The organism is Citrobacter sp. KH_055_1 (assembly GCF_057838705.1).
The window spans coordinates 30,753-43,291 of the sequence record NZ_CM174473.1; the positions used below are offsets into that span (position 1 = coordinate 30,753).

13 protein-coding genes are annotated in these 12,539 nt (G+C 52.6%); 5 read left to right on the forward strand and 8 right to left on the reverse strand.

The features are described 5' to 3' along the window. Window positions 1-119 precede the first annotated feature (119 nt). The gene (gene nepI, locus AC3ITF_RS00160; protein WP_137399113.1) at window positions 120-1,313 is read left to right on the forward strand and encodes a purine ribonucleoside efflux pump NepI; all 1,194 of its coding nucleotides are present in this window, start codon (window positions 120-122) and stop codon (window positions 1,311-1,313) included. 125 nt (window positions 1,314-1,438) lie between these two features. Here the strand turns inward: nepI and AC3ITF_RS00165 are convergent, their stop codons facing one another. From AC3ITF_RS00165 to AC3ITF_RS00185, 5 genes are all read right to left on the reverse strand, one after another. Beyond that, window positions 1,439-2,815: a carbohydrate porin gene (locus tag AC3ITF_RS00165; protein WP_489176031.1), complete on the reverse strand. Its 1,377-nt coding sequence runs from the start codon at window positions 2,813-2,815 to the stop codon at window positions 1,439-1,441. Between the two features lie 206 nt (window positions 2,816-3,021). Further along, window positions 3,022-3,324, reverse strand: a complete 303-nt coding sequence (locus AC3ITF_RS00170) for a PTS lactose/cellobiose transporter subunit IIA (protein ID WP_008786514.1) — start codon at window positions 3,322-3,324, stop codon at window positions 3,022-3,024. 12 nt (window positions 3,325-3,336) lie between these two features. Continuing rightward, window positions 3,337-4,719 carry a glycoside hydrolase family 1 protein gene (locus tag AC3ITF_RS00175; RefSeq protein WP_181819821.1) on the reverse strand — a complete coding sequence of 461 codons (1,383 nt, stop codon included), beginning with the start codon at window positions 4,717-4,719 and terminating at the stop codon, window positions 3,337-3,339. A 20-nt stretch (window positions 4,720-4,739) separates the two neighbouring features. Continuing rightward, on the reverse strand, window positions 4,740-6,071 hold the full coding sequence (locus AC3ITF_RS00180; RefSeq protein ID WP_096759028.1) for a PTS sugar transporter subunit IIC: 1,332 nt from the start codon (window positions 6,069-6,071) through the stop codon (window positions 4,740-4,742). Between the two features lie 12 nt (window positions 6,072-6,083). Beyond that, on the reverse strand, window positions 6,084-6,398 hold the full coding sequence (locus tag AC3ITF_RS00185; protein ID WP_096759495.1) for a PTS sugar transporter subunit IIB: 315 nt from the start codon (window positions 6,396-6,398) through the stop codon (window positions 6,084-6,086). Between the two features lie 292 nt (window positions 6,399-6,690). Between AC3ITF_RS00185 and AC3ITF_RS00190 the strand changes: the two genes are divergently transcribed. Next, window positions 6,691-7,638: a LacI family DNA-binding transcriptional regulator gene (locus AC3ITF_RS00190; RefSeq protein ID WP_137362526.1), complete on the forward strand. Its 948-nt coding sequence runs from the start codon at window positions 6,691-6,693 to the stop codon at window positions 7,636-7,638. A gap of 36 nt (window positions 7,639-7,674) precedes the next feature. Here the strand turns inward: AC3ITF_RS00190 and AC3ITF_RS00195 are convergent, their stop codons facing one another. Next, complete coding sequence (locus AC3ITF_RS00195; protein ID WP_115257133.1) at window positions 7,675-7,968, reverse strand: YicS family protein; 294 nt, start codon at window positions 7,966-7,968, stop codon at window positions 7,675-7,677. Between the two features lie 129 nt (window positions 7,969-8,097). On the opposite strand from AC3ITF_RS00195, the gene AC3ITF_RS00200 reads away from it, so the two are divergent. The 3 genes from AC3ITF_RS00200 (at window position 8,098) to nlpA (ending at window position 10,592) form a co-directional block, all read left to right on the forward strand. Then, window positions 8,098-8,514 carry a GNAT family N-acetyltransferase gene (locus AC3ITF_RS00200; protein WP_181624847.1) on the forward strand — a complete coding sequence of 139 codons (417 nt, stop codon included), beginning with the start codon at window positions 8,098-8,100 and terminating at the stop codon, window positions 8,512-8,514. Window positions 8,515-8,734: 220 nt separating this feature from the next. Continuing rightward, a complete protein-coding gene (locus tag AC3ITF_RS00205) occupies window positions 8,735-9,649 on the forward strand; it encodes an Rpn family recombination-promoting nuclease/putative transposase (RefSeq protein ID WP_182297001.1) in 915 nt (304 codons plus the stop codon). A 124-nt stretch (window positions 9,650-9,773) separates the two neighbouring features. Continuing rightward, window positions 9,774-10,592, forward strand: a complete 819-nt coding sequence (gene nlpA, locus AC3ITF_RS00210) for a lipoprotein NlpA (RefSeq protein ID WP_181540228.1) — start codon at window positions 9,774-9,776, stop codon at window positions 10,590-10,592. 28 nt (window positions 10,593-10,620) lie between these two features. On the opposite strand, the gene AC3ITF_RS00215 is transcribed toward nlpA, so the two are convergent. Continuing rightward, window positions 10,621-11,523, reverse strand: coding sequence for a carboxylate/amino acid/amine transporter (locus tag AC3ITF_RS00215; protein ID WP_181540229.1), 903 nt, complete (start codon window positions 11,521-11,523; stop codon window positions 10,621-10,623). 26 nt (window positions 11,524-11,549) lie between these two features. Continuing rightward, window positions 11,550-12,494 carry a LysR substrate-binding domain-containing protein gene (locus tag AC3ITF_RS00220; protein ID WP_489176032.1) on the reverse strand — a complete coding sequence of 315 codons (945 nt, stop codon included), beginning with the start codon at window positions 12,492-12,494 and terminating at the stop codon, window positions 11,550-11,552. Between the last annotated feature and the right edge of the window lie 45 nt (window positions 12,495-12,539).

The following is a 12,539-nucleotide window of genomic DNA, read 5'->3' on the forward strand; positions in this document are numbered from 1 at the left end:
TGATGATGGCTATTTGGCATCGCCGTCCGGCGGTGAAAGTTGTTAAAACGTTAAATACGTCACATTTTTAATGTTACACTGCGTAACTTTTCTACAATAATCCTACGCAGGTTACAAAATTGAGTGACGTTATTGAACAAAAATCCCGCGCAGAGGTGAATGCCCGACCTAACTGGTCGGCGGTATTTGCCGTCGCGTTCTGTGTTGCCTGCCTGATAACCGTTGAGTTCTTGCCGGTCAGTTTGCTGACGCCGATGGCGCAGGATCTGGGCATTTCAGAAGGTGTTGCCGGGCAGTCGGTCACCGTGACGGCCTTTGTCGCCATGTTTGCCAGCTTGTTTGTCACGCAAATCATTCAGGCGACAGATCGTCGCTATGTGGTGATCCTGTTCTCAGTGCTGCTGACGCTCTCCTGCCTGCTGGTCTCGTTCGCCAACTCTTTTGCGCTGCTACTGGTGGGCCGTGCCTGTTTGGGGCTGGCGCTGGGCGGATTCTGGGCGATGTCGGCGTCGCTGACTATGCGTCTGGTTCCCGCGCGTACGGTGCCGAAGGCGCTGTCGGTTATCTTCGGCGCGGTCTCTATTGCGCTGGTGATTGCTGCACCGTTGGGGAGTTTTTTAGGCGGTATTATCGGCTGGCGTAACGTGTTTAATGCTGCGGCGGTAATGGGAGTGCTGTGCACCATTTGGGTGGTGAGATCGCTGCCTTCGCTGCCCGGTGAGCCGTCGCACCAGAAACAAAATATGTTCAGCCTGCTCCAGCGTCCGGGCGTGATGGCCGGCATGATCGCCATCTTTATGTCCTTTGCCGGACAGTTTGCCTTCTTTACCTATATTCGCCCGGTGTATATGAATCTGGCGGGATTTGATGTGGATGGCCTGACGTTGGTGCTGCTGAGCTTTGGTATTGCCAGTTTTGTGGGTACGTCGCTCTCGTCGATGATTTTGAAGCGCTCGGTGAAACTGGCGTTAGCCGGTGCACCGCTGGTGCTGGCGCTCAGCGCGCTGATCCTGATTTTTTGGGGCAGTGACAAAGTGGTAGCCGCGGGTATTGCGATTGTTTGGGGGCTGGCGTTTGCGCTGGTGCCGGTGGGATGGTCGACGTGGATCACCCGCTCGCTGGCCGATCAGGCAGAAAAAGCCGGATCCGTCCAGGTCGCCGTGATCCAGCTTGCCAATACCTGCGGGGCTGCGGTGGGAGGCTATGCGCTTGATAACCTCGGACTGCTGTCGCCCCTGATGCTCTCCGGCAGCCTGATGCTGCTGACGGCGCTAGTGGTGGCAGCGAAAGTGCGCATAAAGGGTATGCAATGATCCCAATATTCATTGCGGGACCGTCTACGTAGGCCGGATAAGGCGTTAACGCCGCCCCCCGTCATCGTGCCCGGTGGCGCGGTGCTTACCGGGCCTACGTAACGACGAGAATGCATGATTCCTTATCAGAACCACGCTTCCCACATCGCGCCGAGGTTGAAGTCGTCCAGGGTTTCGTCTTTCGTGCCGTTGACGCGCGCGGTGCGGTCGTTGTCCACTTTGCCGCCTGTCACGTAGAAGCGCAGCATGGGGCGGAATTCGGGTCCCATGGCGATCGACATGTTCTGCGACAGCGTCAGCTTCCAGCCGCTGTTATCCTCGCCGTTGTCGTAATCTACGCGCTGATAGCCCGCTTCCAGCCAGGTGGAGTGAACGTCGTTCCAGAAGTACATCGGGCGTACAATTGCGCCGTAGTTCTTACGGTTATCACTTTTATCTGCGCTGTTGTCGTAGTCATGGAACGCCAGCAGGTATTCCACCTGCGCCTGGCGGGTAAACTTATGGCTCCCCTCGAAGCTGGCGTAAACCGTGGTCAGGTCGTCGGTTTTGTTGTAGACGCTGTTGTCTGAGTTATCCGAATAACGGGCGATCACCTTGTTCACGCCGCTGTCGTTGGTGTGGCTCAGCACAAAAGCGCCCTGCCAGGCTTTCAGACGGTCATCGCTCTCGACGGCCTTGGAGTCAAAGCCATAGTTGGCGTAGATCTCCAGGTCCAGCGGGCCGACCTTCATATTGTGGATTTTTGACGTCACCGCGTAGTTACCCTTATCGCCGGTGCCGGAGCCGCCGGTACAGGTAATGCGTGAAGGGTTAGCTTCGTCTTCCATGACTTCCGGGCTACACGATTCGACGGCGGCGACGGTGGCAACATCAAACTGTACGCCGCCAATGTCGAAGTTCTTCACCCCGGCGCCCTGGCCGTCGTGGTTCATCCAGAAGTAGTCGTTGATACCCTGTTGTGGACGCTGATGGAAGTCACGACCGGCCCAGATGTAGGCGTTCGGATTGGACTCCAGCACGTTGGTCACGCCCGCGTAGGCTTTTTTGAGGTTAACTTCGTCGCCCCAGTGGTCAATCATCACGTTGATATCCCAGATTGCGCCGTTGTCGCTTTTGAACGCTTTGGAGAGCTGGAATTCGCCACCGTTGCCTTCGTTACCCAGACGACCAATCGCGGATGCACCGTTATAGGACCCGTCAACGCCAACGTATTTCTGATCGCCACTCTGGAAGTGCGCGCCGTAACGGGCGTAGCCGCTGAACTTCACGCCGAACGGTATCGCCATATCCGGCGACTGCGCCGCGCTTTGCGGTTCGTTAATCACATCGGTTTTCTTCGCCACGGCAGCGTCCATTTTCTCCTGGCGTTCCGCCAGCGCTTTATCGACGGCTTTGGCGACGATGGCGTCGATTTGTTCCTGCGTAAATTCCTGTGCGAGCACAGAAATTGGGCACAGCGCGGCCACGACCGCCATGGCTAATGGAAGTTTTTTTATGTTCATGGTTATCTCATTTGACACTTAACCCTTCAGGTTGCCATTGGCATTCTGAATAAGCGTGTGTATTCATTTATTTTAAGATAATAACCATCCCGTCTCGGTTGAATTTGCTATCACCAAAACAAGTTGATTTGTTTGTTTTTTAATAGGTACAGAAATGATTTATTTAGTCGTAATAAATACTCCGTTCAGAAAGTGTTATTTAGAAACTAACGTTGATACAGATGAATGATTTCTTCTGACAGTTCGCGGGCTAATAGCGACGTCATTAAGTGGTCCTGCGCATGCACCATAATTAATGTCATTGGTTGCCGGGCTTCCCCGGCGTCCTGTTCGATCAATTTGGTTTGCATGTGGTGAGCCTGACGGGCATAGCCGTCAGCCTCACGAAGCAGGCTTTTCGCTTCGTCAATGTTCCCGGCGCGCGCGGCGTGCAGCGCTTCGAAGCACAGGCTGCGTGACTGCCCGGCATTGACGATGATTTCCATTACTGCTTCTTCTAATGCAATCATGATGCTCTCTTTTTAATCGAATCCATTATTGGCGGCAGTTTTCGCAAACCACTCGCCGCTCTTTTTCACTGTACGTTTTTGCGTGGCTAAATCTAACTGGACAAAACCGTAGCGGTTTTTATATCCGTTAAGCCATGACCAATTATCAATAAAGGTCCACATATGGTAACCAAGGCAATGACAACCCTCGTTAATGCCTTTATGCAGCCATTTAAGATGTTCCGAGACAAACTCAATACGGTAATTGTCGTTAATCTGATTGTCCTGAATAAAACGCTGCTCGTTTTCTACGCCCATGCCGTTTTCAGAAATAAAACAGCGCGGGTTGCCATAATTATCACGCAGATTCGTAATAATATCGTAAATGCCCGGCTCATAGATTTCCCAGCCACGGTACGGATTCATTTTACGTCCCGGCATTTCGTAATAATCAAACAGCGACTCTGGCATAAACGGCGCGTCAGGATTGACGGCGCTATCGCGGCATTTCACCCGGCGTGGTTGGTAGTAGTTAATGCCCAACAGGTCGATTTTACCCTCGGCGATGAGCTGGCTGTCGCCGGGCTGGCAGGCCGGTAGTTGATCGTACTGTTTTAACAGTTCCACCAGGTCCGCCGGATATTCGCCTTTTAATACCGGATCGAGGAAGCTGCGGTTAAACAGCAGATCCGCATGGTGTGCGGCTTTCACATCCGCCGGATTTTGCGAGCGCGGATAAGACGGCGTTAAATTCAGCACCACGCCGATTTCACCGTCATAGTTGCCAGCGCGATACGCACGGACCGCCGTCGAATGCGCCAGTACGGTGTGGTAAGCCACGGTTGCCGCACGTTTGAAATCCACCACGTTCGGGTAGTGGAAGTCATACAGATAGCCGCCTTCTACCGGGACAATCGGTTCGTTGAAGGTGAACCAGTGCTTCACCCGATTGCCGAACAAGGTAAAACACGTCTGGGCGTAGCGGCCAAAGGCTTCCACAACTTCACGATTTTCCCAGCCGCCTTTCTCCTGCATGACCATTGGCATATCGAAGTGAAACAGGGTGATAAAGGGCGTGATACCCTGTGCCAGCAGCTCGTCGATGACGTTGTTATAGAAATCGACCGCTTCGGGATTGACCTCGCCGGTGCCGTCCGGGATCAGGCGCGACCAGCTCAAGGATGTACGAAAGCTGTTGTGCTGTAGCTGTTTCAGCAGTGCGATGTCCTGTTTCCAGTGTTGATAAAAACCGGAGGTGTCTGCCGGGCCAACCCCCTGATGGAAACGACCTGGCTGACGGTCGAACCACACGTCCCATGTGGTCTGGCTTTTACCGCCGTTCAGGCTATCCCCTTCGGTTTGCAGCGCTGAGCAGGCACTGCCCCACCAGAAGTTTTCAGGAAAACGGTATCTCATTGTTCTGACTCCTTGATTCATTATGAGTTGCTACGGGCAGCGTTCGCCACGGAGACGGCATCCTGGGCTTTTTGCTCTTCGGATTTCATCAAAGAACGTTCGTACGCACGCAGGAAAGGCAGGTACATCAGCGCCGACATTGCCATGCAGATAAAGCACATCACCACTGGACTTAATGCCCAGTTCGCAGCCCAGGATGCCCCAATTGGCGCAGGCGTGGTCCACGGGGTTAACGACACGACCTGGGCTATCCAGCCGAGCTTGGTAGCGCTATAGGCCAGTACGGCGTTGATCATTGGAACGCAGACGAACGGGATGAACAGCATCGGGTTCATGATGATCGGCGCACCAAACAGAATAGGCTCATTAATATTAAAGAAACTAGGCACAATTCCCATTTTGCCGATGGTGCGCAGGTGGGCGACGCGGCTGCGCAGTAGCAGGAACGCCAGCGGTAAGGTTGAGCCCACGCCGCCAATCAACAGGTAGTGATCCCAGAAGCCTTGCAGATAAACGTGCGGTAGCGCCGCACCTGCCGCCAGTGCCGCCTGGTTAGCGGACAGGTTTGCCATCCAGAATGGGTTCATGATGCCGGTGACAATCAGTGCGCCGTGGATTCCCGCAAACCAGAAAATCTGGCACAGCAGGACGGAAAGCAGAATCGCCGGCAGCGAATCAGAGGCGGAAACCAGCGGTTCCAACAGGTGCATAATCGCCTGCGGAATGATCATCCCGGTTTGTGCTTCGATAAACAGGTTCAGCGGATGCAGGGTGGCAATTACCACCAGCACCGGAATCAGGATCTCAAATGAACGCGCGACGCCGGTCGGCACTTCTTTCGGCAGGCGGATTGTCACGTTATTCTGCTTCAGCCAGGCATACACGCGGGTGGAATAAATGGCGGTAATCAGGGCGGTAAAAATTCCCTGACCGGAAAGATACTGGGTCGAGATTTTTCCGTCGGCATAAGGCGCTGCTACCAGCAGAAACGCCATAAAAGCCAGCAGCCCGGACATAATTGGGTCGAGATTAAACTGACGGCCAAGGCTGGCGCCAATGCCAACGGAGATGAAGAACGTCATAACACCCATGCTGAGGTTGAACGGCAGCATTAACTGTTCACGGTAGGTGGCAGAAAAGTCGAGCCAGCCACGGGCAAAGCTGTTGGTGGTTTCGGCAGAGAACGGAGGGAAAATAAACACCAGCATGAACGAGCCGATGATCATAAACGGCAACGCCGCCGTAAAACCGTCACGAATCGCAATCACATACTTTTGCTGCCCCAGTTTTCCGGCGAGCGGGGTGATGGATTGTTCAATGACGGCAACCATTGACTGATATAACGAACTCATATTGATACCTTTCTAGTGTGCCGCTTCAATCAGCGACAGGGCATAATCCAGCACTTTGTCACCGCGTTGCATACCGTAATCCATCATATCTATGGCTTTTACGGGTACACCCTGGGTGGCAGCCTTTTCTGAGAGCGTAGTAAGCATGTACTTTACCTGGGGGCCGAGCAGCACCACCTGATAATTTGGAAACTGTGTGTCAAATTCGGCAACACCGTATGCATCAATCTTCACGGGCAACCCGCGCGTTTCCGCTTCTTCAACCATTTTGCGAACCAGCATGCTGGTGGACATCCCTGCAGAGCAACACAACATAATCCTGAACATGGTGAACCATCCTTTAAATGTAAAAACATATTGCGAGTCTGATTTGATATCATACGGAAACCGGTTTCCATCCATCGCAAGCAGAACTGTGACGGCCATCAAGATCTTATTGTTATAAGGCTAATTATTTGAATCTGGCTCACGAAATTCGGCAATTTGATCTCTTTTTGAGTCAAAATGGAAAATCGGTTTCCATGAAAAACGGAAACAGATATACTGCGAGTGGCGATTATTTAAGCCAGTGTTAAATACAGGAAGGAAAGGGCCAGGCGGGTCCTGTCAGGGGAGAATGATGTCTACTATCAACGATGTATCGCGTCTGGCCGGGGTGTCAAAGGCCACGGTGTCACGCGTGTTGAGCGGTTCACGTGGTGTCAAAGAGGCCAGCCGTCTTGCCGTGCTGAAAGCGGTGGATGAACTGAACTATCGCCCGAACGTGATTGCACAGTCGCTGCTGAGTCAGTCTACCGGCTGTATTGGGGTGATTTGCGCGCAGGATAACATTAACCAGACTACCGGCTATCTCTACGCGCTGGAAAAACACCTTAGCCAGCATCAAAAGCATCTGCTGCTGCGTTTTGCCAATAGCAAAGCGGAAGTGATGAACGCCCTGGATGAATTAAGCTGTGGGTTGTGCGATGACGTATTGATTATTGGCGCGCGGTTCCCGCTGAGCATTAGCCAGGAGAATGTCATTCTGGTGGATTGCCTGGACTCTGGCGATGACGTCAACAGCATTCAGTTTGATCACGCGTTTGCTACCGAAACAGCCTGTAACTACCTGATAAGCCAGAACCGACGCCAGATTGCACTGATCCACCCGGACGGTATGGGGTTCTCGGATCAGGTGCTGCTGGGCTACAAGCATGCGCTGGAAAAAAACTTCCTGCCGTTTAACCGCAATCTGGTGTTTATGGAAGCCACTTCGTCCTCCGTGGCATTGCAGGAGCTGCTCAATAACGCGTCAACGCTCAATTTTAACGCGCTGCTGGTGGCGGACGAACAGCAGGCCCAGCGGGTTATCCCGCAGCTGCAGGCGTTTAATAAATCGGTGCCGGGAGACATTATGGTCTTTAGCCTGGCCGGGTCGCTGCATCTGCCGGGCATTCCAACTATCCCGGCCATTGAGTATTCAATGGATGCGATGGCGGCACGCATTGTCAGTTGGCTGAACGAGAAAACCCAGAACGTGCTGGGTTCATACGTGCTGCGTGGCGACCTCATTATTCCTCAGCGTTAACCGTCTTAATCAGGCGTGAAGCCATGCGCTTCACGCCTAGATATCCGGGCATTCCACTTTGCCCAGCGCATCCCAGTAGTTATTCTGATTACTCCTTTGTATTGCCAAAATGGCCTCGCGAATGTGCTGCTGATTACGCGTATCAGACATAATCGTTTTTTCCCATACTTCATCCGACGGCGACCCTTGTGGGGTACAAATTTTGCGTAAGTCCTTTAATACGGTGTTTTTTTCGTGAACTGCCTGTAGAGAACCGTAAGCCGAGTCGGCCTGCGCCAGACCCGGCAGCGTGAAAAGGACGGCAATAATCGGAAAAACGGCTCGTTTCATGATAATAATCCTTGTTGTCGATGCGCATCATCTCAAGAGTAAGTGTAGACGCCATAAGGCTCACTCATCAGCCTGTGTTAATGTCTAAAACCAAATCAGCCAGAAGTTGTAGTTTTTCAGGAGGATAGAATGCAGATACAGATTACGGATACGGTTACTGAAGACGATCAAAACGCGCTGCTTACTGGCCTGCGGGCTTACAACTTCCAGTTCCTGAAAACGAGCAATTTCGGCGATTTGGCGGTCTATTGGCGCAATGAACACAATGAAATACAGGGTGGGCTGATCGGCAAAATCAAAGGTGAATGGCTGTGTATCGAGTTTTTGTGGATGCATGAATCCCTGCGTAAAGGGGGTTATGGCACGAAGCTGATTCAGGCAGCAGAACAGACGGCTCGCGAGAGAGGATGTCTGCATGCGCTGGTTGATACCCTGAGTTTCCAGGCGCTACCGTTTTATCAAAAGAACGGCTACCAGCTGCAATTAACCCTCGAAAATTTTCCGGAGCAAGGGGCTGCGCGCCACTATTTATCGAAAACGTTTTGATGACCGTCACAGCCGGTTATGCGTTTCAGCAGCCCGTGTAGGCCCGGTAAGCGTTAGCGCCTCCGGGCATTTTTGCGAACATCATTCCCTGAAAATGAATACATTACAGTAGTGTGTATTTATCTCCCAAAGCACCTCGCAGGCTTAAACGTTGCCTGATGTGGATTATGCGATAGGCGAGTAAGGTCCCGTCATCTTGTAATGCAGGTGATGGATCGCCATGAAAAAAAGCACGACATCCACGCCGCATGATGCGGTGTTTAAAAGGTTTTTAGCCCACCCGGAAACGGCGAGGGATTTCCTGGATATTTGGCTTCCTGAATCGCTACGCGACCTTTGCAAGCTGGACACGCTGAAGCTTGAATCCGGCAGTTTTGTAGAGGAAGACCTGCGGGCCAGCTATTCCGATGTACTGTGGTCTCTGCAAACAACGAAGGGTAATGGCTACATCTATGCGCTGATTGAACATCAAAGTTCGCCGGATGCCCACATGGCATTTCGACTGATGCGCTATGCCATTGCCGCGATGCAGCGTCATCTCGACGCCGGGTATAAAACGTTGCCCCTGGTGGTGCCGATACTTTTTTACCATGGTGTGGAAAGCCCATATCCCTTTTCGCTAAGTTGGCTGGATGAATTTGCCGAGCCAGAGATAGCGCGGCAACTTTATGATGCGCCTTTTCCGTTGGTGGACATCACCGTGGTGTCTGATGATGAGATTATGCAGCATCGGCGGATGGCTCTGTTGGAGCTTGTTCAAAAGCATATCCGTGAGCGCGACCTGACGCTTTTGGTGGATAAACTGACGGTCCTGCTTGTTAAGGAACACGCTAATGACAGCCAGATAGAAACGCTGTTTAATTACTTGCTACAGTCTGGTAGTGCGACCCGTTTTGAGGTGTTTATCCGCAGGCTTGCCGGGCGCGTTCCCCAACACAAGGAGAGATTAATGACGATTGCAGAATGCTTACGTGAGTCGGGGAGAAAAGAAGGAAAGCTTGAAGGAAAACAGGAAGGAAAGCAGGACGAAGCGTTGCGGATTGCACATGCCATGCTTGAAAAGGGTATCGATCGCGACCTGGTGCTACTGATTACCGGGCTATCCATTGATGAGCTTATGGAACACTCTGACTAATCTCTCTTATTTCCGTTATGCCTTTTTCTTCTTGCTGATGCTTTTTCGTTTTATAAACCGCAGCGGCCTTCCCGCTATAGTCATTTCATTACTCAATGGGCGGTTAATTCAAAAGGATAAAAACGTGAAGCTGAAGAAACCCTATTTCGGGGCCGGGACCGCGGTATTGCTGGTGGGATTATTGCTGGCAGGTTGCGACCAGCAAAGCAGTGATACAAAACACATTAAAGTCGGCGTGATTAACGGCGCAGAGCAGGATGTGGCGGAAGTCGCGAAGAAGGTGGCCAAAGAGAAGTACGGACTTGATGTTGAGCTGGTGGGATTTAGTGGTTCGTTACTGCCTAATGATGCAACTAATCAGGGTGAGCTGGATGCCAACGTCTTCCAGCATCGTCCGTTCCTGGAGCAGGATAATAAAGCGCATAACTATACGCTGGTGGCGGTGGGCAATACCTTTGTCTTCCCGATGGCCGGTTATTCGAAAAAAATCAAAACGGTCGATCAACTGCAAGACGGTGCGACGATTGCGATACCTAACGATCCCACTAACCTCGGGCGTGCGCTGTTGCTGCTGCAAAAAGAAAAATTAATCACGCTGAAAGAGGGAACCGGTCTGCTGCCGACGGCGCTGGATATCACCGATAACCCGCGTCATCTGACTATTATGGAGCTGGAAGGCGCGCAGTTGCCGCGCGTGCTGGACGATCAGAAAGTAGACGTGGCGATCATCAGTACCACCTACATTCAGCAAACCGGACTTTCGCCAGTACATGACAGCGTGTTTATCGAAGATAAAAACTCGCCGTACGTGAATATCCTGGTGGCGAGAGAAGACAATAAAAATGCCGAGAACGTAAAAGAGTTCCTGCAATCTTATCAGTCTCCGGAAGTCGCAAAAGCGGCGGAAAAAATCTTTAACGGCGGCGCGGTACCTGGCTGGTAATACCCCTCTGTAGCCGCGCCGCTCGGTGTTATACCGTTCGGACGCGGCGACGGGAATCCATTGAAATCAGCACTACAGAAGAGAGGATCAGCAGCGTGCCCAGCCAATCAGGCAGGGTAAACGTAATCCCTAACAATAACAGCGACAACAGGGCGCTGCTCAACGGTTCCGCACAGCTCAAAATACTCGCTTTCGGTCCGCCAATCATCTGCGCGCCTTTCAGATACAGGCTAAACGTTAGCGATGTGCCGATCACCACCAGATAGAAAAACGCCAGAATCAAACTGCCATTGACCACGAAGTCCGTTCCCTCTCCGGCATAGATCGGGAGCAGGATCAGGCCACCTATCAACATACTCCAGCCAACGATCGGCAGCGTACCGTAACGGGCGATAAGCGTAGAGGGATAGGTGGTATAGAACGCGGCGGCAAAGGCGGAGGCGATCCCCCAGAACAGCGCGGCAGGTGAAATAGACAGCGAGGTTGGGTTGCCGTGAGTCACCAGCAGGAATGTGCCGATAAGTGAAGTCAGAATGGCGGTGAGCACTAAAATGCCGGGTCGCGCTTTACGCGCCACGGAGAACCACGCCACGATAATGGTCGGTGACAAAAATTGCAGTACCGTTGCGGTGGCGGCGTTGGATTTTTCAATGGTCAGCAGAAAAGTCAGCTGTACGGTGAGCGCGCCGACCACAGAAAAGATCAGCAGACTGATGGCATCTTTGCGGTTTTTGATGATCGAAAAGACTTTGTCGCCGTGCACAAACGAGAGCATCAGCAGAATGAGTCCGGCGAAAATCAGGCGCGTCATGGTTAAAAACGGCGACGACATCTGGCTTTGCTCCATGATGTACTGCGCGCAAACGCCCGAACTTCCCCATAATACGGCGGCAATCAGGACGTTTATCATCCCTCTTCTGGTGGAACTCATTATTCCCTCGGCATGGTTGTATTGTCTTATTTGTGTGCAAGTATCATATCAGAGATGGTATGGATCTCTGCCTGCACATCCGCCTTCAGCCAGTCATTAAAGATTTTCACCTCAGGGCGCATAGCCGCGTGCTGTGGCGTGACGATGTAGTATGACCATGCCAGAGGCCAGCGGACGTTGGGATGAAGCTGGACCAGTTGTCCGTCAGTAAGAAGTTGTTGCACCAGCGCGAGGCGCACAATGGCCACACCCTGACCACTGAGTGCTGCCAGAATCACGGTGGCGGTGGAGTTGATGTGCAGCCCGCTTTCGCGTGCGGCGGGAGCATGGGTAGCATTCAGAACATCATCCCAGGACGGAAAATTGGCACCGTGGTGGGGGGTATCATCATGGATCAGCTTCTGTGTGGCCAACCATTCACCACAGGATATTTTTTCTGTTGGCACGAGGAGCGGGCTGCAGACCAGAACGGCCTCTTCATCCATCAACTTGGTTTTGTTGATTCCTGGCCAGTCACCTTTTCCGCAGCGCACACCCAAATCCGCTTCGCCGTGGGCGACATCCATTAATTTTTCCGTCACGTTCAGGCGTAGTTCGATGTTTTCATGCGCCTGCGAGAAACGGTTGAGACGACTCATCAGCCAGTTCATTACCAGCACCTGGGAGGCGGTGATGATTACCACCGAGCGTGCCCGACGACCGCGCAGTTTATTCAGCCCGGATTCGAGGTTATCCAGTCCTTGGGTAATGTCGCGTAATGCGTCCTGCGCTTCACTAACCAGCGTGAGGCGCTCTTTACCTGAACGGGATCGGTGTAACAGCGGATGGCCCACCCAATCTTCCAGTGCGCGTACCAACTGTCCGACTGCGGCGGGCGTTACGCCCAACTCCTGCGCAGCGCCGGTAAAGCTGCCATGGCGGGCGGTGGCCTCAAAGGCGTGCAGCCATTTTAGTCGATTAAGTAAACGCATCTGGTTCTGTTCCTTCTGATTGGCAGTTCTCAGTATACGCCTGCG

Bases quoted from the DNA above. Each gene is read 5' to 3' on its own strand.
- AC3ITF_RS00165 (WP_489176031.1), bottom strand. From the start codon at position 2,815: ATGAACATAAAAAAACTTCCATTAGCCATGGCGGTCGTGGCCGCGCTG.
- AC3ITF_RS00215 (WP_181540229.1), bottom strand. From the start codon at position 11,523: ATGAGTTCCACCAGAAGAGGGATGATAAACGTCCTGATTGCCGCCGTA.
- AC3ITF_RS00200 (WP_181624847.1), top strand. From the start codon at position 8,098: ATGCAGATACAGATTACGGATACGGTTACTGAAGACGATCAAAACGCG.
- AC3ITF_RS00205 (WP_182297001.1), top strand. From the start codon at position 8,735: ATGAAAAAAAGCACGACATCCACGCCGCATGATGCGGTGTTTAAAAGG.
- AC3ITF_RS00180 (WP_096759028.1), bottom strand. From the start codon at position 6,071: ATGAGTTCGTTATATCAGTCAATGGTTGCCGTCATTGAACAATCCATC.
- AC3ITF_RS00190 (WP_137362526.1), top strand. From the start codon at position 6,691: ATGTCTACTATCAACGATGTATCGCGTCTGGCCGGGGTGTCAAAGGCC.
- AC3ITF_RS00175 (WP_181819821.1), bottom strand. From the start codon at position 4,719: ATGAGATACCGTTTTCCTGAAAACTTCTGGTGGGGCAGTGCCTGCTCA.
- AC3ITF_RS00185 (WP_096759495.1), bottom strand. From the start codon at position 6,398: ATGTTCAGGATTATGTTGTGTTGCTCTGCAGGGATGTCCACCAGCATG.
- AC3ITF_RS00170 (WP_008786514.1), bottom strand. From the start codon at position 3,324: ATGATTGCATTAGAAGAAGCAGTAATGGAAATCATCGTCAATGCCGGG.
- AC3ITF_RS00195 (WP_115257133.1), bottom strand. From the start codon at position 7,968: ATGAAACGAGCCGTTTTTCCGATTATTGCCGTCCTTTTCACGCTGCCG.
- AC3ITF_RS00220 (WP_489176032.1), bottom strand. From the start codon at position 12,494: ATGCGTTTACTTAATCGACTAAAATGGCTGCACGCCTTTGAGGCCACC.